Below are 26,322 nucleotides of genomic sequence, written 5' to 3'. Positions count from 1 at the left end.
CCCGCCCCATCCAGTAGCATGGCTCCATGCTGCGCCTAGAACTCAGCAATCTGGATTCGCGCCGTATCGGACCGCAAGGCCTTGACTTCGATGAGGCCCTGCGGACAAATAAGCCTCGGCTCGAGGCTGCTCGCGAGGCCCTCTGGGGCCGCAAGGACGACCCCGCCGAGTTTTTGGGTTGGATCGACGTGCCCGAAGATACCCAGACCCTGCGCGAGGTGCTGCGCTACCGCGAGGCCAACGGTTGGGTGGAGGATTTCGTGGTGCTGGGGATCGGGGGTTCGGCGCTGGGAGCGCAGGCTGTGAACGCGGCTTTGGGCAAGGGGCCGGTGCGCTTGCACTTCGTGGACAATGTCGAGCCCGAGCCCATCCTCGAGCTGCTGCGCTCGCTGGAGCCGCGCAAGACATTGGTCAACGTCATCAGCAAGTCGGGCTCCACCGCCGAGACCATGGCCGCTTTCCTGGCCTTCCGGCGCTGGCTCGAGGAGGCCCTGGGTGGCGGCTGGAAAGAACACGTCGTCGTCACCACCGACCCCGCCAGGGGTATCCTGCGTCCCTACGCCCAGGCCGAGGGGCTCACCGCCTTCGAGGTGCCCCCGGCGGTGGGCGGGCGCTTCAGCGTGACCTGCCCGGTGGGTACGCTACCGCTGGCCTTCGTGGGGGTAGACCTCGAGGCCTTCCTGGCGGGCTGCCGCAAGGCCAACGAAACCGCAAGGGCCGAAGTCGAGGCCAACCTGCCCGCCCAGAGTGCCCTGGTTCACCACCTCCTGAGCCAAAGGGGCAAGAACATCAACGTCTTCATGCCCTACTCCACCCGCCTGCGCTATCTCCCCGACTGGTTCGTGCAGCTGCACGACGAGTCGCTGGGCAAGGCCGTCGACCGCGAGGGAAATGCGCTTCGTACAGGTACCACGGCGGTGCGGGCCATCGGCACCACCGATCAGCACGCTCAAGTGCAGCTCTTTCGTGAGGGGCCCCACGACAAACTCATCACCCTCGTGCGTCTGGAGAAGCCCACCGAAGACCTCGAGATTCCCGCCGTGGCTGGGCTCGAGGCCCTCGACTACCTCTTTGGTCGCAGCTTCTTCGAGCTGCTGAGCGCCGAAGCCAAGGCCACCGCCCACGCCCTGGCCAAGGCGCAGCAGCCCAACTTCGCCTTCGTGCTCGAGCGCCTCGACGCCTACACCCTGGGCTGGCTGATGCAGCACCTCATGTGGCAGACCGCTTTCCTGGGCGAGCTGTGGAACGTCAACGCCTTCGACCAGCCGGGCGTGGAGCTGGGCAAGGAGTACACCTACGCCCTGATGGGTCGCAAGGGCTATGAGAAGCTGGCCGAGGCGTTGAAGACGGAAGGTGTCGAGTGAAAACGGAGGCGCGCTAGCGCCCTCCGCTACGCGGATAACTTCGGCCCGGTCAGTTCGTCACCGAGGGGTGGCGAACTGATCGGATCTGGTATTACGAGTTGTTGACCTCCCCCACGTCCCAGTGCTCGGGCGAGCGCCAGAGGTTGGAGATCAGCAGCTCGCGCATGGCCAAGAACTCCTTGGGCATGCGCTCGTAGAGCTTGATGAAGAGCTCTTCGTGCGAGAGGATCTCCCTGAGCCACAGCTCGCGGTCGATGGCCATGAGCTCCTGGAACTGCTCCTTGGAGAAAGCTAGGCCGCGCCAGTCCATGTCCTCGTAGCGGGGCACGTAGCCCAGCGGGCTCTCGGTGGCGTAGCCGCGCCCATTAGCCCGCTCGACGACCCACTTCAAGACCCGCATGTTCTCGCCGTAGCCGGGCCAGAGGTATTTGCCGTCCCTGTCCTTGCGGAACCAGTTGACGCTGAAGATGCGCGGGGGGTCTACGACCCGGCGGCCTATGTCCAGCCAGTGGTTGAAGTAGCTGGCCATGTGGTAGCCGATGAAGGGCAGCATGGCGAAGGGATCGCGCCGTACCTCACCGATCTGGCCGAAGGCCGCCGCGGTCATCTCCGAGCCCATGGTGGCACCCAGATACACCCCGAAGCTCCAGTTGAAGCTCTGGTAGACCAGGGGCACCACCGTAGCCCGGCGGCCCCCGAAGATGAAGGCCTTGATGGGCACCCCATTGGGGTTTTCCCATTCAGGGTCGATGGACGGGTTTTGGTGGGCTGGGGCGGTGAAACGCCCGTTGGGGTGAGCGGCTTTGCGCCCAGAATCGGGGGTCCACTCCTGGCCCTGCCAGTCGATGGCCCGGGCCGGAGGTGGGCCGTCCATGCCCTCCCACCACACGTCGCCCTCGGGGGTGAGGGCCACGTTGGTGAAGATGGTGTTGGCCCGGATGGTCTCCATGGCGTTGGGGTTGGTGCTATAGGAAGTGCCCGGAGCCACCCCGAAATACCCGGCCTCGGGGTTGATGGCGTAGAGGCGGCCGTCGGGGCCGGGCTTGATCCAAGCGATGTCGTCGCCCACGGTGGTTACCTTCCAGCCTTCTTCTTGGAAGGGCTTGGGCGGGATCAGCATGGCGAAGTTGGTCTTGCCGCAGGCCGAGGGGAAGGCGGCGGCGACGTAGGTCTTCTGGCCCTTGGGGTCCTCGACGCCCAGGATCAGCATGTGCTCGGCCAACCAGCCCTCGTCGCGCCCGATCACGCTGGCGATGCGCAGCGCCAGGCACTTCTTGCCCAACAGCGCGTTGCCGCCGTAGCCCGAGCCGTAGCTCCAGATGGAGCGCTCCTCGGGGAAGTGGACGATGTACTTGACGTCGGGATTGCAGGGCCAGGGCACGTCGGGCTGGCCGTCCTTAAGCGGCATCCCCACGCTATGGACGCAGGGTACGAACTGGTCACTCTCGCCCAGCACCTCGAAGACCTGCTTGCCCATGCGGGTCATGATCTTCATGTTGACCACCACGTAGGCCGAGTCGGTGATCTCGATGCCGATGTAGCTGATGGGCGAGCCCAACGGCCCCATCGAGAAGGGCACGATGTACATGGTGCGCCCGCGCATACAGCCGTCGAAGAGCTTCTGCAGCGTCTCGTGCATCTCGCGGGGGTTGACCCAGTTGTTGGTGGGCCCGGCGTCCTCCTTATTGAGGCTACAGATGAAGGTGCGGTCCTCCACCCGCGCGACGTCGGAGGGGTCCGAACGCGCCAGGAAGGAGTTGGGCCGTAGCTCCGGGTTGAGCCGGATGAAGGTGCCCTTCTCCACCAGTAAGTCGCACATCTGTTGGTATTCCTCGTCGCTGCCGTCGCAGAAGTGTACGCTGTCGGGCTTGCACAGCGCCACCATCTCGGCGATCCACTGTTTGACTCGAGGGCTCTTGACGTAGCTGGGGAACTCGAGGGTGTCTGCGCTAAGGGTTGTCATACGATCACTTTACCGTCATCTGTGACTCTACCCCCCAATCCATATAGCTGGTTTACTTAGTAATAAAGGGCACTTTCCTACGCGAGGGCTATCCGACGATTGGCTAGGATTATCCTGGTTTGTATGAGGATCCGCCTTCGCGAGAACGCCTCCATCGCCATCGACCTGCCCGAGGGGACGCTGCTGAGGGTAGACGGGACAGAGCAGCGGCTCGAGCGGGCCAAGCTGGCCCTGTGCCGCTGCGGCCACTCGGGTAACAAGCCCTTTTGCGACGGCACCCACAAGCGAGTGGGCTTCGAGGCGGGAGGGGGGGAGCTCGAGCTCAGCGAGTTTGGGACGGGAGGAGAGGGAGGGTAAAGCCGGGGTCCTGCGTACGACGTAAGGCGTGCGATCCCATCACAACGGATCATCCTGTACCACCAACGTCTTGAGGTACAGCGACTCCGGCACGTGCAGGCTCCAGGGGTGGTCGCTGGGCTGGTAGGTTACGCCCTCCACGCGCAGGCGGCGGTGCTGGTCGGCGGCGGCGCGGCGGGCGACCTCGAGCAACTCCTCCACCCCCAGGTAGTAAGCACAGCTCGACAGCCACACGTAGCCCCTGGGGGCCAGCAGCTTCAGGGCTTGGCCCACCAGTTCCACCAGCAGGCGCTTGACCCGGGGCAGCTCGTCGGGCTTCTTGACCAGGGTGGGGGGGTCGAGTAGGACGTGGTGGAAGGGCTGGGCCTTCTTGGCGAGGTCCTTGAGCACCTCCAGCGCGTCCCCGGCGCGGATATCCACGCTGAGTTGGTGGCGGCGGGCCGCGTTGTCGAGCACAGCCAGGGCGTCGAGGTCCTTGTCCACCGCCAGCGTGTAGGCCCCGGCCCGCGCGGCCCGCAGGGCGAAACCACCTACGTAGCTGTACACGTCGAGCGCGCGCTCGCCGGGTTTGACCCGGCCCTCGAATAGGCGGCGGTTGTCGCGCTGGTCGAGGTAGAAGCCGGTCTTCTGCGCCAGGGCGAGGGGGATGGGGAAGACCAGGCCGTCCTCCTCGACCTCGAGCACTTCCGGCACGCTACCGTGGATCACGCCCACCTTTTCCGGCAGGCCTTCCTGTTTGCGGGCCTCCACGTCGGAGCGCTCATAGACGCCGCTGGGCTGAGCGACCTCGAGCAGCGCCGGTAGCCACACCTCGCGCAGGGCCTCCATGGCCCGGTTGCGCACCTGCACCACCAGGGTTTCCCCGAAGCGGTCCACCACCAGCCCCGGCAGCCCGTCGGCCTCGGCGTGGACCAAGCGGTAGAAGCGACCCAGGTGAGCCCGCTTGGACTGGGCGACCTCCAGGCGCTTGCGGAAGAGGGCCCGGTCGAGGTTGCCTCGCTCCCAGCGGTAAATCCTCAGCGCCACCCGGCTCTTGGGGTCGAAGTAACCGGTGGCCGTGTACTGTCCCTCGGCGTCGTACAGCTCGGCGACGCCCGCGGCGGGCGGGGCCTCGGCCAGCTCGTCGGCGAACACGCCGGGGTAGTAGTTGCGGACTTTCTTCTCCTTGCCGGGTTTGAGGACAGCCTTCAGCACCCCCCAAGGATAAGACCTCGAAGCACCCCTTGCTTTGCCCGGCGCACGGCCCACGACGACAAACCGGGGCCCCGAAAGACCCCGGCCACTGCGGCTTTGTTGGTGGGCCGTGCAGGACTTGAACCTGCGACCAAGAGATTATGAGTCCCCCGCTCTGACCAACTGAGCTAACGGCCCAAACCCTCGCCAGTTTAGCGGTTTTGCTGCTCAGGCTCAACGCTTTAGCGCTGGGGTGGGGGAGGGGGGTGGCGATCTTGTCCGGTGATCTGGTCCTCGAGCTCCCCGATGTAGGCCGCCAGGGTGTTCCCGGCCTTCTCCAGCTCGTCGATGAGGGTGCTCTCGGACTGGGCGAAGCGCTCGTTGATCTGCTTCCGCAGGGTCTCGAGCTCCTCCTGGATGAGCTTCTTGACCTCGACCAGGCGGCTGGCCTCGGCGTCTTCGGCCTGTTTGCGCAGAGCCAGGATCTCGCGGGCGTACTTCTTGACCTCGAGCAAGGCCGCTACCTCGGTCCCGATGGAAAGGATGACGTACCAGACCGAAAGCAGGGCCACGGTGATGAGCAGGATCAGACCCAGCGGAGCCTCTACGCGCGTGAAGACGAGTGAGAGTGACTGGGGCGCCGTGATGAGCGACCAGTTGGCCGCGGCAAAGAAGCCCAGCAGCACCAGCACCAGGATGATGAAGATTACGCGTGGCCTCATAAGGCTCCGTCGGGATTATACCAATACCAACTGAAAGCCCAATGCCGTTAGGCGCAAAGCGCCTTTGACGGGGGGATTGGGGGGATAAAAACTCCCCAAGGATCGCCGCGAGCCTTTCGGGCATTGACCACCGGCTGTCGGCACTGTTTGCAGCTGGGTGATAATGGCGAACATGAAAGCCTTGATGCGCTTGTGGGCCGTGCTGATGGTGGCCCTGCTGGCCCTCGCCAGTGCGGCTAAAGTTCCTGTCACCTTCACCTACGACCCTCCGGTGGGCCTCGAGGTGCGCTCGGTGAGCCTGCGGGGCAGCTTCAACAACTGGGCCGAGCTGCCCATGCACAAGCAGGACAACGGCACCTGGATGGTGAGCGTGGAGCTCGAGCCCGGGGTCGTGCAGTACAAGTTCTTCATCAACGGGCAGTGGCCGAAGAACATGTGCGACGATCCCACCTTCGGCACCCCGCAGGTCGACGCCGAAGCCCAGGGCTGCGTGGACGATGGCTATGGCGGCTTCAACGCCTTCCGCGAGATTCGGCTCGCGGCCCCTCAGCCCGCGGGGGGCGAGAGCACCGAATTGGCTTTCGAGCACGATCCCTCGGCGGTGCGCTATGTCTCTGAGGCGGCGGGCAGGCTCTCGATACGCTTTGAGGCTCGAGCGGGTTCGGTGAAGGAGGCCTTCCTCGAGGCCGGAGGGCGCTACCCCATGCACCGGCAACTAAGCTACGGGGACCTGGAGATCTGGCGGGCTGCCGTTCCGACTTCCCTGGGTGAGTACCGCATCCGGGTGGTGGACTCCGGCGGCCAAGAGCAGAGCTTCGGCCCCTTTAGCCCACCACAGCGGCCCTTCGCGGCGCTGGACTGGGTGAGCGGGCGGGTGGGCTACCAGATCTTCCTCGAGCGCTTCGCCAACGGCGACCCCTCCAACGACGAAAAGGCCCTCGTGAGCGACGAGTACAACTTCAACCAGGCCTGGAACAAAGACCCCGGCGCCCCCAAGCCCTTTGTCTCCAAGTGGAGCGATCCGCCAGCGGGCGACCACTGCTGCCACCAGTATTTCGGCGGCGACCTGGCGGGTTTCCTCGAGAAGCTGCCCTATCTGCAGGAGCAGGGCGTGAGCCTGGTCTACTTCAACCCCCTCTTCGACTCGGGCTCGGCCCACGGCTACGACACGCATTCGTACCTCGAGGTCTCGCCCAAGTTCGGCGACAAGGCGCTGCTGAAGAAGGCCCTCGACGAGGCCCACAAACGCGGCATCCGGGTACTCTTCGACTTCGTACCCAACCACACCGGGCTGGGCTTCTTCGCCTTCCAGGACGTGCTCAAGCGGGGCCGCAGCTCGCCATATTGGAACTGGTACTTCATCAAGAGGTGGCCCTTCGTGCCGGGGGACGCCAGCGCTTACGAAGCCTGGGGTGGCTTTGGCAGCCTGCCCAAGCTCAACACGGGCAACCCAGGGGTGCGCCGCTACCTCATCGAGGTGTCCAAATACTGGCTGCGCTTCGGCTTCGACGGCATCCGGGTGGACGTGGTCAACGAACTGATCGATGCGCACAGCTTTTTTGCCCAGTGGCGCCGAGAACTCAAAGCCCTCAAGCCCGAGGCCTATCTGGTGGCCGAGATCTGGCAGCGCGATGCGAGCTGGCTTCAAGGCGACGAATTCGACTCCTTGATGAACTACGCCATCGGACGCGACGTGGTGCTGCGCTACGCCCGCGGCGGGGCGCTGTTTGGCGGCAGCCGCATGCTCGGTGAGCTGGCCCGCGTCTACGCCACCTATGCCGAGGCGGTGGCGGCGATGGGCTTCAACCTCATTGGCTCGCACGACACCGCCCGCATCCTCACCGACCTGGGCGGCGGGGGCCTGCGCGACACCCCCTCGGCGGAGGCGCTGGGTCGGGTTCGGCTGGCTGCGGCGCTGCTGTACGCCCTGCCGGGGGTGCCGGTGTTCTTCCAGGGTGACGAGTGCGGCTTCGGCGGCGAGAAGCCCAGTAGTCCGCCCTACGACCTGCAGCGCTACCCCGTGCAGTGGGACCGCTGCAAGCCCGACCTCCAGGCCCACTTCAAGCAGTTGGCGCTGCTGCGCAAGGAGTTGCCCGCACTCAGCAGCCCCATCTTTCGCACCTTCAAGGGCGATGGACCGGTGATGGCCTTCCTGCGCGGCGAGCCCGGCGAGGGCGAAGTGCTGGCGGTGTTCAACAACTCGACCGACCCCGCCCGACTCGAGCTTCCCGCCGGCGCCTGGCGCGATGGGCTCGAGGCCCGTACCTACCGAGGCGAGCTCGAGCTAGCCCCTTTGGGCTGGCGCTATTTGGTGCGAATGGGGGGCGGGGAGCGGTAAGCCGTAAGGGATGGCCAAGGGTCGAGGGCCGATGCGTTTGGCATCTTGCGTACGACGTATGACCCGCACCCGGCGCCCAGCTATCGACCTGTCGTTCAACATTCGGTATAACCCTGTATACGGCGTAAGACATACGGCGTATACCCCTGCCGGCCAACTGCGATAAACTTACCTCATGGCTTTGCCCAGAGAACATACGCAAAGCGTAGCCTCACAGAGCATCAGCGATGTCTGGCCAAGCCTGCTGGGGGTGGTTCCCTTCGGGCTGATCACCGGGGCGGCGGGTGTGAGTGCTGGGCTCAGCGTGCTGCAGACTATGGCCTCGTCCCTGGTACTCTTTGCCGGGGCCGCGCAACTGGCAGCCTACCAACTCATGGGCTCCGGTTCGCCCGTACTGGTGGTGGTCTTAACGGTTGCCGTGGTCAACCTGCGCTACCTGATGTACAGCGCCTCGCTGGCCCCCTACTTGGCTGGATGGAAGTTGGCGTGGAAGGTCACGGGGGCCTACATCATGGTGGATCAGCTTTACGCGCTGTCCCTGCACCGCTTCCGAGAGGAGCGCTTCTCGAGCCCCCTGTCGCGCTGGGTCTACTACATCACCGGCTCTGCCCTCACCTGGGTGGTATGGCAGGTGGCCGTGTGGATTGGCGCGGGGCTGGGGGCCAAGGTTCCGCCCTCCTGGTCGCTCGATTTCGCCATCCCCCTCTCCTTCATGGCGATGGTTTTCGCCTCGATCCGCGACCGTCCGACGGCAGCAGCGGCCTTAGTGGGCGGGATTTCGGCGATGTTTGCGGCAACCCTACCCTACAACCTCGGGTTGATCGTGGCTTCCCTGGCCGGGATCGCAGCGGGGATGTGGCTCGAGCGCAAACGCTTGTCCTGATGGAACGCAGACCCCATGAGCGAGCCCATGATCTGGATGACCATTTTGCTTGCTGGCCTGGTGACTTTTTACCTGCGCTACTCCTTTATTGGCCACTCCCAACGGATACAGACTCCCGAGTGGTTCCGGCACGCTTTGCGTTTTGTTCCTGCGGCAGTGCTCTCGGCGCTGGTGTGCAAGGCGCTGGTCTACTACGGTGGAACGCTGCAGATGACACCCTCCAACGAGCGCCTGCTGGCAGCGATGGTGGCGGCTGGGGTAGCCTGGCGTACCAAGAACGTGCTGTGGACGACCGTGACGGGAATGCTGGCCCTGTGGGTGCTGCAGGCGCTGGGGCTGTGAGGGGGACCGGGAAGCGATGCGTTTTCGCCTGATGTATGACGTACGATCCACCTAGTGATCTATCTCCGGCAGATAGGTCTTCCACGCCTCCGGCATCTGAGGTAGGTCGGCCACGAGGAGCAGACTGTGGCGGGGGGCCATAGGGCGCCTGGCCAAGCGCATGTTGGCCTCCTCGGGGGTGCGGTTCTTCTTGCGCAGGTTGCAGCTGCGGCAGGCAGTGACCAGGTTCTCCCAGATGCTACGTCCGCCGCGGCTCTTGGGCACTACGTGGTCAATCGTCAGCTCGCCCCCGCGCCGCCCGCAGTACTGGCAAGTGTAGCCGTCGCGGCGCAGGATGTTACGCCTGTTAAGCGGTAGCCGCCCCGGAGGGCGGCGTACCAGACGTTTCAAGCGGATGATGCTTGGAACAGGGTAGGGCTGCCCTGGAGTTCGCAGGAACTCCCCGCTTTCCTCGACCACGTCGGCAGTGCCGTTCATCACCAGAATTACCGCACGCTTCACGCTGGCGAGCCCTAGCGGTTCGTAGCCAGCGTTGAGCACCAGAATGCGCGGCAGGTCTAGGTTCATGTTTACAAGATACTGCATTTGTGTCAGGAACCAACGGTCGCGCTCACCATGTGAAGACGGGGGCTCGAGGGAGGGGGAAAGCTGTACTGCCTCCTTTTCTGCTGGCTAGGGGTGGCTACCATAGAGCGGTATGGGACGCCTGATTCGTGGGCTGGCTGCAGAAGGCAATTTGCGTGTGCTGGCCGTAGAAAGTACCGACATCGTAGAGGAGGCCCGGCGGCGGCATGGCCTCTCCGAGACCCCCACCGCTGCTTTGGGCCGGGCCTTGACCGGTGGAGTGCTGCTGGCCTATTTGCTCTCCAAGACCCCTAAGGAGCGCATCGCCTTGCATTTTCAGGGCGATGGTCCCATGGGCGGACCTGTGGTCGAAGCGGCGCCCGATGGCTTGGTGCGGGGCTACGTAAAGAACCCCACCGTGGAACTACCCCTGCGACCGGACGGCAAGCTCAACGTGGGTGGGGTGGTGGGCCGCGGGTCGCTGAAAGTGGCTCGAGCGCTCAACAACGGTGAGCTGTACGAGTCGAGCCTCGAGCTGGTTTCCGGTGAAATCGCCGAGGACCTGGTCCACTACCTTTGGCAATCCGAGCAGATCCCTTCGGCCTTGCTGCTGGGGGTGCGGGTCCACGGTCAGGGCGAGGTGCAGGTGGCCGGAGGGGTAGTGATCCAGGTCATGCCGGGCTGTCCTGATGAGGTCATCGGCAGGCTCGAGGCCAACCTGGCGGGGCAGCTCAGCGTCACCGACCTGCTGCTCTCGAGGGGCCTGGAGGGAACGGTGCAGGCGCTGATGCAGGGGCTCGATTACGACCCAACCGACCTCGCAGCGGTGGGCTTTAGCCAAGGGCACATCCCGGTGCGTTTTGGCTGTCGCTGCACCCGCGAGCGGGCTATGGCCTCGCTGGTGTACTTCAGTTCTCAGGAGCGTGAAGAGATGATCGCCGAGGACGGTGGGGCCGAGGTGGTGTGTCACTGGTGCGGGCATAAGTACCGCATCACCCCCGAGGAGATTCGCTCCTTGCCTCTGAGCGAAGCGGAGTCGCGGGAGATTCCTAAGGCGTGAGGTTGTAGGCCATGCGTCATACGTCCTGCGCCGTGCGTGAGATGCCAAGCCCGCCCCTCCTCCTTCACCCGAGATCTGCCTCGCGCGGCGGATGGCCAGTGCCCCTCTTTCCTGTACCCTATCGCTGTGAGAGCTGCCCCCAGCCTTTACCGGCTGATCAAAATCGCCCGCATCGTTTTGCCACTGCTGATCGTGCTGGTGGTGGTGGTCTTTGAGCTGGCCCTGCGGACAGACCAAAACGATCAGACCTTCTGGATTCACCTAGGTTTCTACGCTTTGGTGGGTCCGCTGGTCACCTTCATGACGCTGGAGTGGATCGCCTTGCAAGTGCTCGAGCGCGAACGCGTTCAGCAGGCTCTGGAGCAGGCCAATCGCCGTCTGGAGGCCGTGGAGCAGGTGACCCAGCGGGCCCTGAGCGCCGAGAACCTCGAGGATGGCCTGAGAAAGGTGGCCGCTCAACTCGCACAGGCGGTGGGGGGTGCGGTGCAGCTGACCCTCGAGGGTGTGCGGGCCAGCACCCCGGACTTTTCCGCCGGGCGTAAGACGCTGAGCTTTGACCTGCCGGGGCTGGATGGCCTGCTCGAGGTGCAACTGCCCCGCCACCCCACGACAGAAGACCTGGACTTCCTGGAGCTGCTCTCCAGCGAGGTGGCTGGGGCTTTGGGCAATGTGCTCTCGCGTACGCGGGACCTACTCACCTTGTACGAGGTCGATGAAGCGCTGCGGGCCGAGGCCAACTTGGACAAGATGCTCGAGCGGCTCTTAGACCGCATCCTCTCCTGGGCCTCTGCCGAGGAGGGCGCGGTGTTGTTGCTCGACGAGGGGCATCTGCTCAAGTCGCAGGTGCGCCGGGGGCTCGACCTACCCGCTTACGCCTTTTTGCCCGAGGGGCCCTGGAAGAGCGCGCTCGAGGCCCCCACCTTCGTGCAGGAGGACGTGCTGGCCCTGCCCCTGCGCGAGCAGGAGCCGGTGGGGGTGCTGGTGGTCAAGGCCGAAGGGGAGAATCTGCGGCAAAAGCTGCCCTTCCTACGCTTCCTGGCCGCGCAGGTGACGCTGGTCGTGCGCAACGCCCAGGCTTACTTGCGCGCCGAGGAGCTGGCGTTGGGCGAGGAGCGCAACCGCATTGCCCGTGAGATTCACGACGGTATCGCCCAGGCCCTGGCGTTCATGGCCCTCAAACTCGACCTGGCTGAACGTCTGCTCAAGAGCGATCCGGAGCGGGCCCTGGCCGAGATCGCGGTGGTCAAGGAGACCCTGCGCTCGCAGATTCGTGAGGTGCGGCGCAGCATCTTCGCGCTGCGGCCCATCGACCTCGAGCGCTACGGCTTTCTCGAGTCGGTGCGGCGCTACGCCAACGCCTTCGCCGAGCAAGCGGGTTTCCGGGTGCGACTGGAATTGCCCGAGCACCTGGGGCTCTCTCCGGCCTCGGAGTTGGTGTTTTTCCGGGTATTGCAGGAAGCCCTCACCAACGCGGCCAAGCACGCACGTTCTTCCTTGGTGCACGTGCGCCTGAGCCCACTGGGCGAGCGTGGAGCCCGGCTCGAAATCCGCGACAACGGCAAGGGTTTTGTCCAGGGCCAGAAGGCCGGAGGGATGGGCGGCTTTGGCCTGACCCAGATGCGCGAGCGGGTCGAGGCCAGGGGTGGTCAATTCGCTGTGGAGTCGGTGGTCGGCGGCGGAACTACGGTGCGGGCGGAGTTGCCATATTGAACTGGCGTGCGAGGGGCCGTAGATCCTGGGTTCGTTCGACGTAAACTCTAAGGGTGTTCAGCGCAGCAGTACTTGCAGGTGGCCAATCCCGGCGCTTCGGGCAGGATAAGGCGCGCTTCGTCTTTAGGGGCCGTCCGCTGATTGAGTGGGTGCTCGAGAGCCTCTGCGAAGCCAGCGAGCGCATGATCGTCGCCAACCGCGCTTACCCCGAGTTCGGGCTGCCCGTTCTGGCCGACGTGAAACCGGGGGGAGACGCGCTGTCGGGGGTCTACACCGCGCTCTATCACGCCAAGCAGGAATGGGTGGCGGTGGCGGCGTGTGACCTGCCGTTTTTGAGCCGTGATTATTGGCGCTTGCTGCTCGAGCGGACCCGGCCGGGGGTTCGCTTGGTGGCCGGAGTGTCGGCTGCGGGCTTCGCCGAACCGCTGGCCGCGCTCTACCACCGCAGCCTGCTCGAGGACATAGGGCGCCGCCTGAGCGAGGGGCGGCTGCGCCTGCAATCCCTCTTCGAGGAGCATTCCAGTGTGTGCTTGCCCTGGGGGGAGCTCGAGGTGCGCTTTGGCCCCGAACTCTTCCTCAACGCCAATCAAATCGAGGACCTTCCTCCGTTTTGAAGTGGATTGAGCCGACGAGCGATGTGCGTGGTGGTATTATACCGGATTCAAAAAGATAATCACCCAAACCAAAGACCTTCAGAGGCTATCTTTTTGAATCCTAGAGCACTCCCTTCGGTCGACCGCCCCGCCTTGGCGGGGCGGCGTTCCCATTCGGGAACGAACTGACCGAATCTGGTATTAGGAAAAACGACAGGGAGCTTGTCTCATCGCATGCAGTGTAAATTACCGCCTACAACTGCCTATTGCTGTAGGCGGTATTGGTGCGAACTGGTATCAGGCCTGGTTTTCAGCCACCGGCTCCGGGATGGGGCCGTGGGTCTCCTCGTACTTGGCGATGTTTTCGGCCAGACTGCGCAGCAGTGCCTTGGCATGCTGCGGACTGGTGATGATGCGGGAGACCACTATCGCACCACCCTGGGGTTGCAGGGCGGCGAAATCGAGGAAGAACTCGTTCTTGGTGTGGGCTAGTAGGGCCAGGTTGGCGTAGCGGCCAATGGCGGTTTCCTTGTCAATGTCCAGACGTAACTCGTTCACGACAAAGCCTCCTTCAGGCGGGGGATGCTCTTCTTGAGCTGGAACCGCGCCCGCCCAAGGCTCTGCATGGAATCCAGCAGCACTACCAGCAGATACCCTTGGGTCAGCGGAACCAACAGCAACGGACCCTCGGGGTACTCTACCATGACCTCCTCGACCTCACCACGACCCAGCTCCTGGGAGAGCGCTCGAGCCGAGGCCAGCGCCGTCGAGGCCGAGCCCCCCAAAAAGTCCAGGTCGGCACCTCCCTCGCTGTGGGTGCTCTCGATCACGAAGCCGTCCTCGGCGACCAGTGCGGAGCCCAGAACCCCCCGCACTGCCTGGAGTTCGCTCAATACCTCTTGTAGCACATCTCCTCCTCAGATCTCCTCGGCCAGCCGCAGGGCCAGCCTGGTGAGTTCGTTGCCCACGCTCTTGCGGTCGGCGCCGCGCTCGAGCAAAGCCCCCAGGCAATAGCCCTCGAAGACCACTGCCAGGATCTCCTGGTCGTCGGTGGCGAGGGTGAAGCGGCGCAACTCCCCGCCGAGCTGCCGGGCGGTGCTGCCCATGGTCCGGGTGAGGTTGGCAAGTTCGACTGCCAGAACTTCTGGGGAGGGCCCGCCCCGTCCTACGCTCTCGATGACCAGGCCGTCGCTTCCGGTCAGGACAGCGCGGCGAATCCCCAATGACATCAGGCTATTCAGCATTTTCATGGCTTGGCCTCCCCCGGCCAACGCCGGTACTCACGTAAAGGGGCAGAGTCCAAACGACCATACCTGCTCAGGGTAACACAGCTCCAAGCGGTGTTCCCGCGCAACTGCACATGCGCTTTGCCTCCCCCGCTGGGCTCATTCGGCCAGCTTGCGGCGGTTCTCCAGTGCCCGCGCCAGGGTGACCTCGTCGGCGTACTCGAGGCTGCCCCCCACCGGCAGCCCATAGGCCAGACGGGTCGCGACGATGCCGCGCTGGGCGAGCTGCTCGGCCAGGTAGCCGGCGGTGGCCTCACCCTCCACGGTCATGGAGGTCGCCAGGATTACCTCCTGGACCTCAGCGCCCAGCGCCTCGGGGCTTTGTGGGTTGAGGCGCTTGAAGAAGCTCGAGAGGTTGAGCTGCTCGGGGCCGATGCCCTCCAGCGGGTTGAGCGCGCCGCCCAGGACGTGATAGAGCCCACTGTACTCGCCAGAGCGCTCGAGGGCCATGAGGTCGTTGATGCCCTCCACCACGCAGATGATGCGCCGATTGCGCTCGGGATCGGTGCAGATGGGGCACAACTCCTCCTCGGCCAGGTTGCCGCAGATGGGGCAGGTGTGCAGGCTCTGGGCGGCCTCGAGGGCCTGGAGCAACTCCTTGGCTGCTCCTGGCTGCTGCACGAGGTGAAGCCCCAGCTTCTGGGCGCTCTTGGGTCCCACGCCGGGTAGTCCGGAGAGGGCACGAATGAGCTTGAGCAGGCGTTCAGGGTAGCGCATAAAAGTGAAGGCAAAGGTCAGGGGTCGGTGGTGAAGTGGCCACTTTGAGTTCCCGCGGGGAGCGTCAGCCACGCCAGCAGGCTCAATTGGTTCACGCTGAGGTCGCCCATGATGGGAAGCTTCCCGCGGGATACTTTAGAACATCCCGCCCAGCATCTGACCGATGCCGCCCAGCTCGCGGCTCATCTCCTTCTCTTGCAATTCCTGGGCTTTTTTCTGCGCATCCTGGATGGCCACGAGCAGCAGGTCCTCGAGGGACTCGAGGTCGCTCGGGTCCACCGCACCCGCTTGCAGCTTGAGCCCCACGATCTGTCCGTGGCCCGTGGCCGTGACCTCGACCAAGCCGCCCCCGGCGGAACCCTTCACGGTCATCTGGCCTAGCTTCTCCTGCACCTCAGCCGCTTTTTTCTGGGCCCTCTGGGCCTCTTTCATGAGCTTTTGAAGGTTCATCACGCCTCCGCACTGCATTATAGGTGAGACTGGGGGCTGGGCTGGGGTTTGGGACTGGGGATGCCCCCCGTCAGGAGCATCAAGGCCGACACCCCGCTCACCACCAGGCCCGCCAGCAGGAACACGGTGGGAGATCCCAATATGGGCTCGAGCAGCCCTGCCAGCAACGCCCCGCAGATCACCGCCGTATCCATGACCGCGAAGAAGGCGGCGAAGATGCGCCCGCGCAGGGGATTGGGGGTGTGGCTTTGCAGGATGCTGCGGGCGGGAACCAAGAAGACCTGGTTGAAGACCCCGCTGATAAAGAGGGCAGCCAACACCCAGGCGAACGCCGGCCACACCCCCAAGGAGGCCTCGAACAGGCCGAAGACGATGAGCCCTCCGAAGAACAGCTGCTCCCGGCGGAAGCGCTGCACCAGCTTCGGCACGATCAAGGTACCCAAGACTGCACCCACCGCCAGCGCCGACTCCATCGCTCCGAAACCCGGTGTGCCGACTTTGAGCACCTTTACGGCCATCACAATGCCCAGCACGCTCTCCACCGAGCCAAAGCAGGCTGCGGTGAATAAGGTGGTGACCGTGCGGCGGATGGCCGGGTTCTTCAGCAGGTGCTCGGCGCCCTCGCGGGCGCGGCTCCAGTAGCTCTGGCCCCCGCCCCCGGCCGCGGGCAGGTCGGGCAGGCCCCGCAGGATCACCGCCGAGATCAGGTAGCTCAGCGCGTCGAGGAGGAACACGAGCTGAGCCCCCACCGCCGCCACCAGCACCCCGGCCACGCCTACGAACACCACCTCGGAGATGCGCGCGGCAAAGATCATCAAGCTGTTGGCGCTGTCGAGCTTAGACTCGGGTACCAGTTCGGGGATGGCTGCCTGGGCGGCAGGGTCGAAGATCTTGCTGAGCACCTCGATGCCGAACACCAGCAGCAGCAGTGCTGGCAGGGAGTTTACCCCCAGGAAGGGAATCAGCAACACCAAGAAGGCCCGGCCCACGTCGCTGAGCACCATGAGCTGCTTGCGGTTTTGGGTGTCGGCCCAGGGAGCCAGCATGGGCCCCACCACCGCCGAGGCCAACAGTTTGACGATGAGCGCGAGCGATACCCACAGGGTGTTGCTGGTCAGCAGGTAGATGAACGCCAGCAGCGCCACCCGATGCATGCGGCTCCCTGCCTGAGAAACCAGCGCGGCCAGGAACAGGCGGCGAAAGTGAGGGAGTTGCAGCACCCCTTGCATTTGCGGGTCAGTATACCCGCTCACTCGGAATAAACTCAAACATGGCTATCGAAGGCAACGAAGGTGTGGGCGATGCAAGGGCCTTCCCGCGCCAGCACCGCGCTGCCTTCGGGTAGGTGCCACACCAATAAGTCGCTCAGGCGGCGGGCCATCACCCCTGGGGCCGAGACGTACACGGCCTCACCCTCCTGCCGCAGCGAGAGCACCAGCGAGCCCACCTTGAGGCTGCTGGGTCCGTCACCCAAGGTGGTGCTACCTAAGCTGTGGGTTTGGGTCTGATTGTTTGGGCGCTGGCTGAGCCAGGACGTGAGTTCCTGAACCATCCGCTCGGCTTCTTTCTCCAAGGCCAGTCCCAGCCCCACTTCGCGCATCAATGCGGGCCAGTCGCTCGAGCGCTCCATGCGTGAGCGTACCACCTCCAGGCCCTTGCGGGCGAAGTCTTGCAGGGCTTCCGGAGAGGCTTCCTGGTAGCGGGTGGCCTTATCTGGGGTGAAGTCATGGTAGGTGATGGGGCCTTTGAGGCGGGCGGAGAAGGCCCGCAGGAGGCGCAAGTAGGCGAAGGCTTTGTCCGGGCGCAGCAGGTAGGCCAGCACCCGGCCTTCGGCCAGCAGGGACGACAGCAGGGCTTCACCCCTGGTCTCCAGCCGCAGGTGAGCGTACTGACCCCGCCGGATGGCCCATAGCTCGAAGCTGCCCCAGGGCACCGCCAGGGGTTCCACCTCGCTCAAGGGATATTCGCTGCCATTTACCACCAAGCTGAACTCGCCACCGGTCTGGGTTACGGTGAACTCGGCGTCCCAAGCTTTGAAGGAGCCAGGTACCAACCGCAGGGTGAGGCCGGGTAGGTCGTTGGGGATTTGCTGCAGGCTGAGCTTTGGGTCCAGGCCCAGCCAGATCTGTGCGGGCAGGGTGGGGGGTTGGGCCTCGCCCTTGGGATAGGGCAGGAGCTTCTGCAACAGCTCGAGCAACTTCTCGGCAGCCGCGCTGAAGGCTTGCCGATCCTGCTCCATGACCATTGCCAGGCGGCGGTCCTCCAGGCTCTGCTCGCGCAATCGCTGCTCGAGCTGGCGAATTTGCGTGCTGGTGAGGTTGTGTCGCCGGGCCTCCTCGAGGCTGCGGCGCAACACCTCCTGCGAGATACCCTTACCTCCGCCGTAGCGCAGGGCCAGCCCCTTATCGATGACCCGGCGCAGGAAGCGGCGCAGATAGGGGAGGGTCTCCTCCGAAGGGAGTTGGAGCCGTTCGGAGAGGGTGTGGGCTTCGCGCACAAGCTCGAGGATGAGGTTGCGCCCCACTTCGGTGTCCTCGAGCCGCACCAGGGGGTCGGAGTAAGCGGGGATCGGGTGGACGATCTCGAGGTGGGAGAGGTTGTAATCCTGCTTGAAGTAGGGGGTGGCTGCGTAGGACTCGAGGTTTTGCAGCACGGCATAGGTCAGGCGCAGGGCCTCGCGCTTGCCGATGTTGAAGTGGCGCATCTGGCGGGTGATTTCGCGGGCGGTGCGCTGCCAGTACACCGCCTCGGCCAGCTGCTCGAGCACCGCCCGCTCGGGGGTGTCGAGGCTGGGTTCGTCCTCGACCACGATGCCCCCGAGGTCGGCTTCGATGGCCGGCAGGTGCTCTTCGGGCTGGCCTCGCAGGCTGCGGTACTCCGCGTCGATCTGGCGGAAGCGGCGGGCGAGGGTAGGGGGGAGGTTGCTCTGCAGGAGTTGTTGGCGCAACCGGACCACGCTCGAGCGGCCCCCCTTGGGGTTTCGGCCCTCGAGCAAGTCAGCCACCTTGTATTCGAAGAGATCGAGTAATTCGACCAGGCCCGCTTCCATCTGTAGCGTATTATAAAGCCCGAGATGCGGGGTTCCAGGCTGGAAATTGCCAGCGAGTCGAACATCGGCAGGAAGCGAAGCCTCAACGAGGACTTCCACCGCACGCTGGTGGTGTCTTCGCGCATGGGCAACCTAGCTTTGCTGGCTGTGGCCGATGGTATGGGCGGTACCGAGGCAGGGGAGTGGGCCAGCAAGCTGGCCATCGAGGGGATCACCGAGGCGGTTCGCTCGTATGTGAGCCTCATCGATCTTGGTCGTCCGGTGGTGCCGCTGGAGCGGGTGATGGAAAAGGCTTTCCAGCTCGCCCAGCGCCGTATCCGCGAGCAGAGCATCAACAACCCCGACCGGAAGGGCATGGGCACAACCCTGACCGCCATCCTCATCAGCGAGTGGAACAGCCGGGGAGCCATCGGGCACATCGGCGACTCCAGGGCCTACCGCTATAGCCGGGGGAAATGGGTGCAGATTACCCAGGATCACTCCTGGGTGGCCCAACAGGTGCGGCAGGGCGTGCTCAGCGAGGCCGAAGCCGAGACCCATCCCTGGAAGCACATGCTGACGCAGGCTCTGGGGCTGGAGGATATCCGGCTGGATATCACCCCCTTCACGCTCTCGCCCGGCGAGGTTTACGTGCTCGCCACCGATGGGCTGTACGGCCTGGTGCCCCCCGAGGAGTGGGAACTGGGCAAGGACTTGAAGGCCACGCTCGAGGACTGGGTAACCAAGGCGCTGGTGCGGGGTGGAAATGACAACATCACCGTGATCGCGGCGAGGTATAGATGAGTGTGCTGTTGGGAATTCTGTTGGTGGGCCTCACTTCTGCCCTGGCTTTGCGCTTGCAGGCCAGTTGGTTGCAGGCCACGCTGCTGCTTTTGCTCCTGATTGCCCTGGCTGCGCTTGGCGCCCAGCCATGGGTACTGGCCAGCATGGCGTTGTTGGGCTTCACCACGGCTGTGTTGCCTCGCTTCAACTTCGACCGCCCGCCGATCAATCGCCCCCCCAAGGCCAAGCGTACTAAGCCCGAAAAAAGCCGACCTGCCCCCGTGATTCAAGGGGGGACCGGGCTCGAGAGCACCTACGAGATCCTCGACAAAGTGGGGATCGGTGGTATGGCCACCGTCTACAAAGCTCGCTCCCGCAGCGACGGGCGCATGGTGGCGCTGAAGATCCCGCAGGAGAAGTACGTGGGCGATACGCGCTTCGTGCGGCGCTTCCATCGCGAAGCCGAGGTGCTGGCCCACCTCTCCCACCCCAACATCGTCAAGGTCTTCGACCACGGCAATGTGGGTGACACCCACTTCATCGCCATGGAGTACCTCGACGGCGAGGGCCTGGACCGCTTGATCGAAAACCGCAAGCTCTCCATCCGATCGACCGTGCAGATCATCGCCCGCGTGGCCGAAGCTTTGCAGCACATCCACGCCCAGGGCATCATCCACCGCGACATCAAACCCGGCAACATCATGGTGCTGCGCGGGGCCATCCAGGCCAATGGCGACGTGGACCCGCGCGGGGTGCGCCTGATGGACTTCGGCATTGCTGCGGGCAAGGTGCTCACCCGCCTGACCATCACCGGAGCCCGCATCGGCACGCCGGTCTACATGAGCCCTGAGCAGGCTAAGGGTCAGCGCATCGACCACAAGAGCGACATCTACAGCCTAGGAGTAGTCTTCTACGAGGCGGTGTGCAACCAGCCCCCGTTCCAGGGGGGCTATGAGGCGGTGATCCACCAGCAGATCTTCCAGATGCCCACCCCTCCCAAGCAGGTCAACCCCGAGGTGCCCCAGGCCCTCTCCGACATCATTCAGCGGATGCTGGAGAAGGACCCGGCCAAGCGTCCGGGCCTCGACCAGGTGCTCGAGGTGCTCTCGGGCAAGTGGGAGCAGAATCCCGGACTGGTGGCGTCCTTCTATTTGGGCTTGGCGGTCGAGGCCAAGCGGGGCACCTTGCGGCTGATGTCTGCCGACGGGGTGCTGGCGCGCATGTGGAGTGGGGTGGGCAGTGGCAGGGGCATGTTCCCCTCACCCCCCCTGGCGATGGCCATTGACGGCAACGGCGATTTCTGGATCAGCCTCTACGAGTTCGGCGGGGGGGCCGTGCGCTTGGTGCACTGCTTCAGCCCCGAGGGGGAGCTCAAGCTCTCCATCGCTCCGTATGGCATGAAGTTTGGCGAGGTGCTCTACCCGATTTCGGTAGCGGCCAGTCAGGAAGCGGTTTACGTCCTCGACGCCGAGACCAGCACCATCACCAAGTTCGACCTGGCCGGAAACCCCATCAGGCGCTTTGGGGAGGCCGGTCGCGGCAAGGGCAGCTTCGATACCCCGCGCATGCTCATCGCCGGAAGGCACTACCTCTACGTGCTCGACTACGGCAACCGCCAGGTGCAACGCCTCAGCCTCGAGGGCGAGTACCTCTCGCGCTACGCGTTCCGCCGCAGCAAGGAGACTGCCGAGCTGCGCCTCTTGGGCGGGCTAGGCACCACCATCGACGAGCACCTCCTCGTCTACGACGCCGACGGCCAGAAGATCCGCAAGGTCAGCCTGGATGGCCAGATCGTGGCCTCCTACCCTCTACCGGTGCTCGAGGGCGAGGACGCCTCGAGCCTGGTCGAGATGCGCATGCACCAGGGCATCATCTACGCCGTACGACGGGGCGCCAACCGCATCCACCGCATCCAAGAGAACGGTACACCGTTGGCGCCGCTGGAGGTGTACGCGGCGGTGCGGGGGATGGACTTGTGGTTCAATCCGGAGGAGCCGAAGGACTAGGTTGTACGGGAAATGTCGCTGGCCGATAGCCGCACGCTAGACGCGGGTCCTACGTCGGCAAGGCGGGGGATCCCTTCCACGGGCGGGGAAGGGGAAAGCACAAGCCACAGACCTTTGACTGAGCTTTCCAGTCTGGATCACAGCTCGAGGGCGTAAGATCTGGAACACTTTGGACATGAGAAGCCTGCTGTGGGTTTTGATCCTGTCGATTTTCGGGGTCAGGGCCATCGCGCCGGGTGATTTTGCTCCCTTGCCCAAAGTCACCGATTCCTACGGCAAGCCTGTAGATCTGGCCGAGGTCGCCAAGGCTGGCAAGTACATTGTGCTGTGGTTCTACCCTAAGGCCTCTTCACCGGGCTGCTCAGCTCAGGGCAAGCGCTACGCCGAGCTGTACGAGGAGTTCGCGCGCTACAACGTGGAGATCTTCGGGGTAAGCCACGACCCTGCCGCCGAGCAGTGCGAGTTCATCGAGAAACTGGCCCTCAAAGGAGCCATGATTCCCGACCGTGAGGGCACCCTGGCTAGGGCATACAAGGTCAACAGCTTCTTCGGCTTCTATGCCCGCGATACTTTCCTGATCAACCCCCAGGGCAGGGTCGAGAAGGTATGGCGCAACGTCAACCCCTTCAAGGACCCCGACACCGTGCTGGCCTACCTCAAGGAGAAGCTCGGCAGGTAGGCCGGGTGGCCGACTGCGCTGCGGGCCTCGAGGTCACCGGGCGAGGGGTGGGGTTTGGAGTTCCCGATACAGCTTTCCAAGACCCGGCCCTTGGGCCTTCCCTCGACACCCGGGCTTACGCCCTCTTCGCTGCTGTGATGCTGCACTGGGGCCCGGCCATGCCGCGGTGGCTGGCGTGCGCTCTACCGCCACTGGGCGAAGTGGCTACTGGTGTGGTGGTGCTCCGCGCCGAATACCGGATTCAAAAAGGTAATCCCCCCAAAGCAAAGACCTTCAGAGGCTATCTTTTGGAATCCTAGAGCACACCCCTCCCTGACGGTCGGTGAAAAAGGCGTCTCCCTTTGGTCGGCCGTTCCGCCAAAGCGGGGCGGCGTTCCCGTTCGGGAGCGAACTGACCGAACCTGGTAGAAGAACCCAGCGGCCATTTCCGGGAAGCCGAGAGGTAGCCCCCGGCTTTGTAGGCCATGCTAAAGGCGGCGGGCGGCTTCGCAGGTAGAAGAAGGGCATGAACCTCGTCTGGCACCGCGCTGACTTGCGTACCCACGACAACCCGGCCCTGGCGGCTGCTCTACAAAGCGGACCTGCGGTGGGCCTCGTCGTCCTCGACCCCAATATCCTCAGCCGTACCTCTGCCCGGCGACGGGCCTGGTTCTACCGCAACGTCGCCGCGCTGCGCGAGGCTTATGCCCGCCGCGGTGGAAACTTGCTGGTGCGGTTTGGGCTGCCATGGGAGGTACTGCCCCGGGTGGTGGCTGAACTCGAGGTCCGCCGGGTCTTTGCGGTGCGCAACTCGACGCCCTACGCCCGCTTCCGCGATCGGAAGGTGGAGGAGGCTTTAGCGGGCCGGGTGGCGTGGTTCCACGGCCAGTACGTCCAGGAACCGGGGGAGATCGTTAAGCCGGGCGGCGGTCCGTACACGGTGTTCACACCCTACGCCCGGCGCTGGTGGGCCGCGCCCGAGGTGACCCTATATGAAGCGCCCGAGCGCTTCCCCTCGGTGGCACTCCCGCCTGGCTATGCTCTGGGCTCAGTCCCTGACGAACCCTCCGATGTGCCCTTGCCGCCTGCGGGTGAGGAGGCTGCACTGAGGGCGCTCGAGGCCTTCGTCTCGGAGAGGCTACCGCTTTACCACCAGGCCCGTGACAGGCTTGACGGAAGCGGGGTTTCGCGACTGTCGTGCTACTTCACCTTGGGGGTGCTTTCGCCCCGACTGGCGGTGCAGCAGGCTATGCGGGTGGGGGGCGAGGGCGCTCGCAAGTGGGTCGGTGAGTTGGCCTGGCGTGACTTCAGTGGCGACCTCCTCCACAACTTCCCCCTCATGGCCCACTCGGCCTTCGACCCACGCTGGGACGCCCTGCCCTGGGTCGACGATGCCGAGATATTTGGGGCCTGGCTCGAGGGTCGCACCGGCATCCCAGCCGTCGATGCTGGGATGCGCGAATTGCGGGCAACCGGCTTTCTCTCTAACCGAGCGCGCATGGTGGTGGCACAGTTTGCCGTGAAGCTGGCCCTGTTGCCTTGGCAAAAGTGCGAGCGGGCCTTCCGTGACTTGCTCCTCGATGGTGACAATGCCTCCAACTTGCAGGGTTGGCAGTGGTCCGGGGGGCTTGGGGTGGACGCGGCCCCCTACTTCCGGGTGTTTAACCCCGTCACCCAGGCCCAGACCCACGACCCCAGCGGCGCTTGGCTACGGCGCTGGGTGCCCGAGTCTTGGGGCAGGCCCGAGCCCTATGGGCGACCAGTACTCGACCTCGAGGCCGCTCGCCGGCGTTACCTCGAGGTGGCTAGGCGGATTGGTCAGGCGAGCCCTCAAACCCGAACGTAGTATGGACAAAAATTGTACATAAGCTGAACAGCTAGGCTCATGACGGGAAAGGCAAAGGCTTAGCGCAAGCCCTCGAGCGCGGTGGTCCTTTGCCGACCTGGGGAGCACTTCAGGAGGCAAAAGCATGAAGATCAAGACCTTGCTCGTCGCAGGAAGCCTGACCCTGGCCGCTGTGGGGATGACCCTGACCAGTGCCCAGAACACCACTGCCAATCAGACCATTGCCCAGATCGTGGCCTCAAACCCCAACTTCAGCACCCTGCTGGCAGCGGTGCAGGCGGCAGGTCTGGTTGAGACGCTCTCGGGGCCCGGCCCCTTCACCGTTTTCGCGCCCACCAACGAGGCCTTCGCCAAGATCCCCAAGGCCGACCTCGATGCCCTGCTCAAGGATAAGGCTGCCCTCACCAAGGTCCTGACCTACCACGTCGTGGCGGGCAGGGTGACGTCGGGCGAGGTGGTCAAGCTGAAGGAGGTCAAGACCGTACAGGGCCAGAGCGTGGCCATTTCGGTCAGCGGAGATATGGTGGTTCTCAACGGTAGTTCCAAGGTCACGGCCGTGGACATCCAGGCCAGCAATGGTGTGATCCACGTCATCGATACCGTGCTCTTGCCCAAGTAGCCTAGGCCGCCCCAGACTGGAGAGTGGCCCGTACAGGGGTGGAGGATGCTCGGGGATAGGCCCATGCGCCCCTGCCCACTACCTCGAGGCCCTGCCCTGAATCCACGCTGGGCACGCAGGCGTATGAAGCGATGGAAGCTGGAGATGCGTCTGGTGGTGCTGGTGTGGATGCTGGCCTGTGGAGCGGTGGCCCAGGCCCCGCAGAGCTATAGCGTCGAGGGCAAGGTGACGTACTTTGCCAGCTATCCACTGGGTCGCTGGCAAGGGGTTAACCCCACCGCCAGGGGAGTGGTGCTCTGGAGGGAGCCCGAGGCTTCTGGCCAGGTCTGTGTCGAGCTAAGTCGCTTTGACTCGGGCAACTGGCTGCGCGATGCCGACACCAGGGGGGTCTTCGAAATTGGTCAGTATCCGCAGTCGTGCTTTGAAGCCAGCGCGCTGCGCCGCCTAGAAGGAGAGAGGGTCTTGCTCGAGGGCACCCTCGAGCTTCACGGGGTCAAGAAGCGCATACGGATCGAGGGTCAGCTCGAGGCCGACGGGGCGGCCTACCGCTTCCGGGGCAGCTTCAAAACCAGTTTTAGCGAGTGGAACCTCCAGCGCCCCAGCCTGTTCTTCATCTCGGTAGACGACCCGCTCGAGGTGCGGCTCGAGGCCCGCGCCGAGCCCGTGCGATAGGGCTCAAGCAACGGGAACAAGAAAGCCCCCAAAACTGGGGGCTTTTGGGCGATGTGGGCGTGGTAGCTACTCCTCGCGAGCGGTCTGCATGATGGCGACGTAGTGCAGGATGGTAGCCAGCGAGTTGGCCAGCGCCGCTACGTAGGTCAGGGCCGCGGCGGTCAGCACCGTGCGGGCTCCGTTCATCTCGCGGTTGTCCAGGAAGTTCATGCGCTTGAGGATAGCCAGGGCGCGATTGGAGGCATCGAACTCGACTGGAAGGGTCACGAGCTGAAACAAAGCAGCAGCGGCGAAGAGCCAGATACCAATGCTCATCAGTCCCGTAGCACTGAAGAGCAGCCCGGCCAGAAAGATCCAGGGCCCCAGTGTGCTGCCGATGTTGGCCGCGGGCAGGAGCTGGGCACGAATACGCAGCCAAGCATAGCCCTTGGCATCCTGAAGAGCGTGACCCACTTCGTGAGCGGCTACAGCCAGCGCTGCTGAGGAGGGCGAGGCGTAGTTGGGCTCGGACAGCCGCACGACCTTTTGCATGGGGTCGTAGTGATCGGTCAGGGCTCCCGGCACCGGCTCGACCCGCACGTGGTGCAGGCCGTGGGCGTCGAGGATAGCCCTAGCCACCTGGGCTCCGGTCAACCCGCGCGAGTTGGCCTCGCGGCTGTAACGGGCGTAGGTTCGTTGTAGCCAGAACTGGATAAAAAGCGTGGCGATAAAGACCGCGATCATTAGCAGGTAAGTTGCACTCACCATGTCGTTCCCCCAGGCTGTAAGGTACAAAAAATACAACCCAGCTTCTGCAAGCTGGGTCACGAGCGTTCTGCTGGGGTCAGAACCCTATGAGTCCAGGGGTTGGCTCTTGATGGTAAAGCGCAAAGCGGTGCGCTCTTCGGACTCCAGGTCCAGCTTGACGAAGGCCGGCTTGACCAGCAGGTCGAGGTTGTCCGGGGCGATGTAACCCCGCGCGATGGCGATGGCCTTGACCGCTTGGTTGACCGCGGCGGGCCCAATGGCCTGTACCTCTACCTCACCCTGTGAGCGCAACAATGCGGCAATTGCACCTGCTACGGAATTGGGACGAGATTTGCCGGACACGCGCAACGTTTCCACATACCCTCCTGGGTACTCGCCGTTGAATTGCATTGTAGTTGGGGACATGTTTAAAAGTCAAGGCGCAAATATGCGATAAATACA

27 protein-coding genes and 1 tRNA gene are annotated in these 26,322 nt (G+C 64.3%); 14 read left to right on the top strand and 14 right to left on the bottom strand.

The annotated features are described in order from the left end of the window. The first annotated feature begins 26 nt into the window (after positions 1-26). Entirely contained in the window at positions 27-1,364 is a 1,338-nt protein-coding gene (locus B047_RS0112090) for a hypothetical protein (RefSeq protein WP_018467230.1), read from the top strand. 91 nt (positions 1,365-1,455) lie between these two features. On the opposite strand, the gene B047_RS0112085 is transcribed toward B047_RS0112090, so the two are convergent. Next, positions 1,456-3,327: a phosphoenolpyruvate carboxykinase (GTP) gene (locus B047_RS0112085; protein ID WP_018467229.1), complete on the bottom strand. Its 1,872-nt coding sequence runs from the start codon at positions 3,325-3,327 to the stop codon at positions 1,456-1,458. Positions 3,328-3,450: 123 nt separating this feature from the next. On the opposite strand from B047_RS0112085, the gene B047_RS0112080 reads away from it, so the two are divergent. Continuing rightward, positions 3,451-3,684: a CDGSH iron-sulfur domain-containing protein gene (locus tag B047_RS0112080; RefSeq protein ID WP_018467228.1), complete on the top strand. Its 234-nt coding sequence runs from the start codon at positions 3,451-3,453 to the stop codon at positions 3,682-3,684. A 39-nt stretch (positions 3,685-3,723) separates the two neighbouring features. On the opposite strand, the gene B047_RS0112075 is transcribed toward B047_RS0112080, so the two are convergent. The 3 genes from B047_RS0112075 to B047_RS0112065 all read right to left on the bottom strand — a co-directional run bounded on the left by B047_RS0112075 (position 3,724) and on the right by B047_RS0112065 (position 5,579). Continuing rightward, the gene (locus B047_RS0112075; protein ID WP_018467227.1) at positions 3,724-4,878 is read right to left on the bottom strand and encodes a class I SAM-dependent rRNA methyltransferase; all 1,155 of its coding nucleotides are present in this window, start codon (positions 4,876-4,878) and stop codon (positions 3,724-3,726) included. 100 nt (positions 4,879-4,978) lie between these two features. Continuing rightward, positions 4,979-5,055, bottom strand: a tRNA-Ile gene (locus tag B047_RS0112070). A 44-nt stretch (positions 5,056-5,099) separates the two neighbouring features. After that, positions 5,100-5,579 carry a hypothetical protein gene (locus B047_RS0112065; RefSeq protein WP_018467226.1) on the bottom strand — a complete coding sequence of 160 codons (480 nt, stop codon included), beginning with the start codon at positions 5,577-5,579 and terminating at the stop codon, positions 5,100-5,102. 172 nt (positions 5,580-5,751) lie between these two features. Here B047_RS0112065 and B047_RS0112060 point away from each other — a divergent pair, with 172 nt between their 5' ends. The 3 genes from B047_RS0112060 (at position 5,752) to B047_RS0112050 (ending at position 9,142) form a co-directional block, all read left to right on the top strand. Then, complete coding sequence (locus B047_RS0112060) at positions 5,752-7,917, top strand: alpha-amylase family glycosyl hydrolase (protein WP_018467225.1); 2,166 nt, start codon at positions 5,752-5,754, stop codon at positions 7,915-7,917. A gap of 175 nt (positions 7,918-8,092) precedes the next feature. Then, on the top strand, positions 8,093-8,800 hold the full coding sequence (locus tag B047_RS0112055; protein ID WP_018467224.1) for an AzlC family ABC transporter permease: 708 nt from the start codon (positions 8,093-8,095) through the stop codon (positions 8,798-8,800). A gap of 27 nt (positions 8,801-8,827) precedes the next feature. Next, positions 8,828-9,142: an AzlD domain-containing protein gene (locus tag B047_RS0112050; protein WP_245533742.1), complete on the top strand. Its 315-nt coding sequence runs from the start codon at positions 8,828-8,830 to the stop codon at positions 9,140-9,142. A gap of 51 nt (positions 9,143-9,193) precedes the next feature. Here B047_RS0112050 and B047_RS0112045 read toward each other — a convergent pair whose 3' ends face one another. Then, positions 9,194-9,709, bottom strand: coding sequence for an HNH endonuclease (locus B047_RS0112045; RefSeq protein ID WP_018467222.1), 516 nt, complete (start codon positions 9,707-9,709; stop codon positions 9,194-9,196). A 130-nt stretch (positions 9,710-9,839) separates the two neighbouring features. Between B047_RS0112045 and hslO the strand changes: the two genes are divergently transcribed. From hslO to mobA, 3 genes are all read left to right on the top strand, one after another. After that, entirely contained in the window at positions 9,840-10,766 is a 927-nt protein-coding gene (gene hslO / locus B047_RS0112040) for an Hsp33 family molecular chaperone HslO (RefSeq protein WP_018467221.1), read from the top strand. A 126-nt stretch (positions 10,767-10,892) separates the two neighbouring features. Further along, a complete protein-coding gene (locus tag B047_RS0112035) occupies positions 10,893-12,476 on the top strand; it encodes a sensor histidine kinase (RefSeq protein ID WP_018467220.1) in 1,584 nt (527 codons plus the stop codon). Positions 12,477-12,529: 53 nt separating this feature from the next. After that, entirely contained in the window at positions 12,530-13,090 is a 561-nt protein-coding gene (gene mobA, locus B047_RS0112030; RefSeq protein ID WP_018467219.1) for a molybdenum cofactor guanylyltransferase, read from the top strand. Positions 13,091-13,366: 276 nt separating this feature from the next. Here the strand turns inward: mobA and B047_RS0112025 are convergent, their stop codons facing one another. The 7 genes from B047_RS0112025 to B047_RS0111990 form a co-directional block, all read right to left on the bottom strand. Continuing rightward, a complete protein-coding gene (locus B047_RS0112025; RefSeq protein ID WP_018467218.1) occupies positions 13,367-13,627 on the bottom strand; it encodes a DUF3467 domain-containing protein in 261 nt (86 codons plus the stop codon). Continuing rightward, on the bottom strand, positions 13,624-13,977 hold the full coding sequence (locus B047_RS0112020) for a roadblock/LC7 domain-containing protein (RefSeq protein ID WP_026234853.1): 354 nt from the start codon (positions 13,975-13,977) through the stop codon (positions 13,624-13,626). Before B047_RS0112020 ends, B047_RS0112025 begins: the two co-directional genes overlap by 4 nt. A 9-nt stretch (positions 13,978-13,986) precedes the next feature. Continuing rightward, positions 13,987-14,319 carry a roadblock/LC7 domain-containing protein gene (locus B047_RS0112015; RefSeq protein WP_026234852.1) on the bottom strand — a complete coding sequence of 111 codons (333 nt, stop codon included), beginning with the start codon at positions 14,317-14,319 and terminating at the stop codon, positions 13,987-13,989. 135 nt (positions 14,320-14,454) lie between these two features. Next, positions 14,455-15,072: a recombination mediator RecR gene (gene recR, locus B047_RS0112010; RefSeq protein WP_018467215.1), complete on the bottom strand. Its 618-nt coding sequence runs from the start codon at positions 15,070-15,072 to the stop codon at positions 14,455-14,457. 135 nt (positions 15,073-15,207) lie between these two features. Further along, positions 15,208-15,522 carry a YbaB/EbfC family nucleoid-associated protein gene (locus B047_RS0112000; RefSeq protein WP_018467213.1) on the bottom strand — a complete coding sequence of 105 codons (315 nt, stop codon included), beginning with the start codon at positions 15,520-15,522 and terminating at the stop codon, positions 15,208-15,210. A gap of 17 nt (positions 15,523-15,539) precedes the next feature. Beyond that, positions 15,540-16,751 carry an MFS transporter gene (locus tag B047_RS0111995; RefSeq protein WP_018467212.1) on the bottom strand — a complete coding sequence of 404 codons (1,212 nt, stop codon included), beginning with the start codon at positions 16,749-16,751 and terminating at the stop codon, positions 15,540-15,542. A gap of 35 nt (positions 16,752-16,786) precedes the next feature. Continuing rightward, on the bottom strand, positions 16,787-18,571 hold the full coding sequence (locus B047_RS0111990) for a hypothetical protein (protein WP_018467211.1): 1,785 nt from the start codon (positions 18,569-18,571) through the stop codon (positions 16,787-16,789). Between the two features lie 24 nt (positions 18,572-18,595). Here B047_RS0111990 and B047_RS0111985 point away from each other — a divergent pair, with 24 nt between their 5' ends. The 6 genes from B047_RS0111985 to B047_RS0111960 all read left to right on the top strand — a co-directional run bounded on the left by B047_RS0111985 (position 18,596) and on the right by B047_RS0111960 (position 25,134). Then, the gene (locus B047_RS0111985; protein ID WP_018467210.1) at positions 18,596-19,354 is read left to right on the top strand and encodes a PP2C family protein-serine/threonine phosphatase; all 759 of its coding nucleotides are present in this window, start codon (positions 18,596-18,598) and stop codon (positions 19,352-19,354) included. Further along, positions 19,351-21,339, top strand: a complete 1,989-nt coding sequence (locus tag B047_RS0111980; RefSeq protein ID WP_018467209.1) for a protein kinase domain-containing protein — start codon at positions 19,351-19,353, stop codon at positions 21,337-21,339. Before B047_RS0111985 ends, B047_RS0111980 begins: the two co-directional genes overlap by 4 nt. 175 nt (positions 21,340-21,514) lie before the next feature. Next, the gene (locus B047_RS0111975) at positions 21,515-22,018 is read left to right on the top strand and encodes a peroxiredoxin (RefSeq protein WP_018467208.1); all 504 of its coding nucleotides are present in this window, start codon (positions 21,515-21,517) and stop codon (positions 22,016-22,018) included. A 505-nt stretch (positions 22,019-22,523) separates the two neighbouring features. Next, positions 22,524-23,843, top strand: a complete 1,320-nt coding sequence (locus B047_RS0111970) for a cryptochrome/photolyase family protein (RefSeq protein ID WP_018467207.1) — start codon at positions 22,524-22,526, stop codon at positions 23,841-23,843. A gap of 124 nt (positions 23,844-23,967) precedes the next feature. Beyond that, a complete protein-coding gene (locus B047_RS0111965; protein ID WP_018467206.1) occupies positions 23,968-24,462 on the top strand; it encodes a fasciclin domain-containing protein in 495 nt (164 codons plus the stop codon). A gap of 123 nt (positions 24,463-24,585) precedes the next feature. Continuing rightward, positions 24,586-25,134, top strand: a complete 549-nt coding sequence (locus B047_RS0111960) for a YceI family protein (protein ID WP_018467205.1) — start codon at positions 24,586-24,588, stop codon at positions 25,132-25,134. Positions 25,135-25,200: 66 nt separating this feature from the next. Here B047_RS0111960 and B047_RS0111955 read toward each other — a convergent pair whose 3' ends face one another. Together B047_RS0111955 and B047_RS0111950 are read right to left on the bottom strand one after the other, a co-directional pair. Next, positions 25,201-25,881 (bottom strand): zinc metallopeptidase, encoded by a 681-nt coding sequence (locus tag B047_RS0111955; RefSeq protein WP_026234851.1) that lies wholly within the window; start codon positions 25,879-25,881, stop codon positions 25,201-25,203. Positions 25,882-25,965: 84 nt separating this feature from the next. Then, positions 25,966-26,238: a stage V sporulation protein S gene (locus tag B047_RS0111950; protein WP_026234850.1), complete on the bottom strand. Its 273-nt coding sequence runs from the start codon at positions 26,236-26,238 to the stop codon at positions 25,966-25,968. Positions 26,239-26,322 lie beyond the last annotated feature (84 nt).

It is taken from the genome of Calidithermus timidus DSM 17022, assembly GCF_000373205.1.
Taxonomy (GTDB): Bacteria; Deinococcota; Deinococci; order Deinococcales; family Thermaceae; genus Calidithermus; species Calidithermus timidus.
The sequence above is the reverse complement of the archived record's forward strand: the minus strand, read 5'-3'. Positions and strand labels throughout refer to the sequence as shown.

Coding starts and splice junctions, on each gene's coding strand:
- B047_RS0111965 (WP_018467206.1), top strand. CDS start 23,968: ATGAAGATCAAGACCTTGCTCGTCGCAGGAAGCCTGACCCTGGCCGCT.
- B047_RS0111985 (WP_018467210.1), top strand. CDS start 18,596: ATGCGGGGTTCCAGGCTGGAAATTGCCAGCGAGTCGAACATCGGCAGG.
- B047_RS0111970 (WP_018467207.1), top strand. CDS start 22,524: ATGAACCTCGTCTGGCACCGCGCTGACTTGCGTACCCACGACAACCCG.
- recR (WP_018467215.1), bottom strand. CDS start 15,072: ATGCGCTACCCTGAACGCCTGCTCAAGCTCATTCGTGCCCTCTCCGGA.
- B047_RS0112065 (WP_018467226.1), bottom strand. CDS start 5,579: ATGAGGCCACGCGTAATCTTCATCATCCTGGTGCTGGTGCTGCTGGGC.
- B047_RS0112050 (WP_245533742.1), top strand. CDS start 8,828: ATGATCTGGATGACCATTTTGCTTGCTGGCCTGGTGACTTTTTACCTG.
- B047_RS0112000 (WP_018467213.1), bottom strand. CDS start 15,522: ATGAACCTTCAAAAGCTCATGAAAGAGGCCCAGAGGGCCCAGAAAAAA.
- B047_RS0111995 (WP_018467212.1), bottom strand. CDS start 16,751: ATGCAAGGGGTGCTGCAACTCCCTCACTTTCGCCGCCTGTTCCTGGCC.
- B047_RS0112045 (WP_018467222.1), bottom strand. CDS start 9,709: ATGAACCTAGACCTGCCGCGCATTCTGGTGCTCAACGCTGGCTACGAA.
- B047_RS0111990 (WP_018467211.1), bottom strand. CDS start 18,571: ATGGAAGCGGGCCTGGTCGAATTACTCGATCTCTTCGAATACAAGGTG.
- B047_RS0112080 (WP_018467228.1), top strand. CDS start 3,451: ATGAGGATCCGCCTTCGCGAGAACGCCTCCATCGCCATCGACCTGCCC.
- B047_RS0112015 (WP_026234852.1), bottom strand. CDS start 14,319: ATGAAAATGCTGAATAGCCTGATGTCATTGGGGATTCGCCGCGCTGTC.
- B047_RS0112055 (WP_018467224.1), top strand. CDS start 8,093: ATGGCTTTGCCCAGAGAACATACGCAAAGCGTAGCCTCACAGAGCATC.
- B047_RS0112090 (WP_018467230.1), top strand. CDS start 27: ATGCTGCGCCTAGAACTCAGCAATCTGGATTCGCGCCGTATCGGACCG.
- B047_RS0111975 (WP_018467208.1), top strand. CDS start 21,515: ATGAGAAGCCTGCTGTGGGTTTTGATCCTGTCGATTTTCGGGGTCAGG.
- B047_RS0112085 (WP_018467229.1), bottom strand. CDS start 3,327: ATGACAACCCTTAGCGCAGACACCCTCGAGTTCCCCAGCTACGTCAAG.
- B047_RS0111960 (WP_018467205.1), top strand. CDS start 24,586: ATGAAGCGATGGAAGCTGGAGATGCGTCTGGTGGTGCTGGTGTGGATG.
- B047_RS0111955 (WP_026234851.1), bottom strand. CDS start 25,881: ATGGTGAGTGCAACTTACCTGCTAATGATCGCGGTCTTTATCGCCACG.
- hslO (WP_018467221.1), top strand. CDS start 9,840: ATGGGACGCCTGATTCGTGGGCTGGCTGCAGAAGGCAATTTGCGTGTG.
- B047_RS0111980 (WP_018467209.1), top strand. CDS start 19,351: ATGAGTGTGCTGTTGGGAATTCTGTTGGTGGGCCTCACTTCTGCCCTG.
- B047_RS0112060 (WP_018467225.1), top strand. CDS start 5,752: ATGAAAGCCTTGATGCGCTTGTGGGCCGTGCTGATGGTGGCCCTGCTG.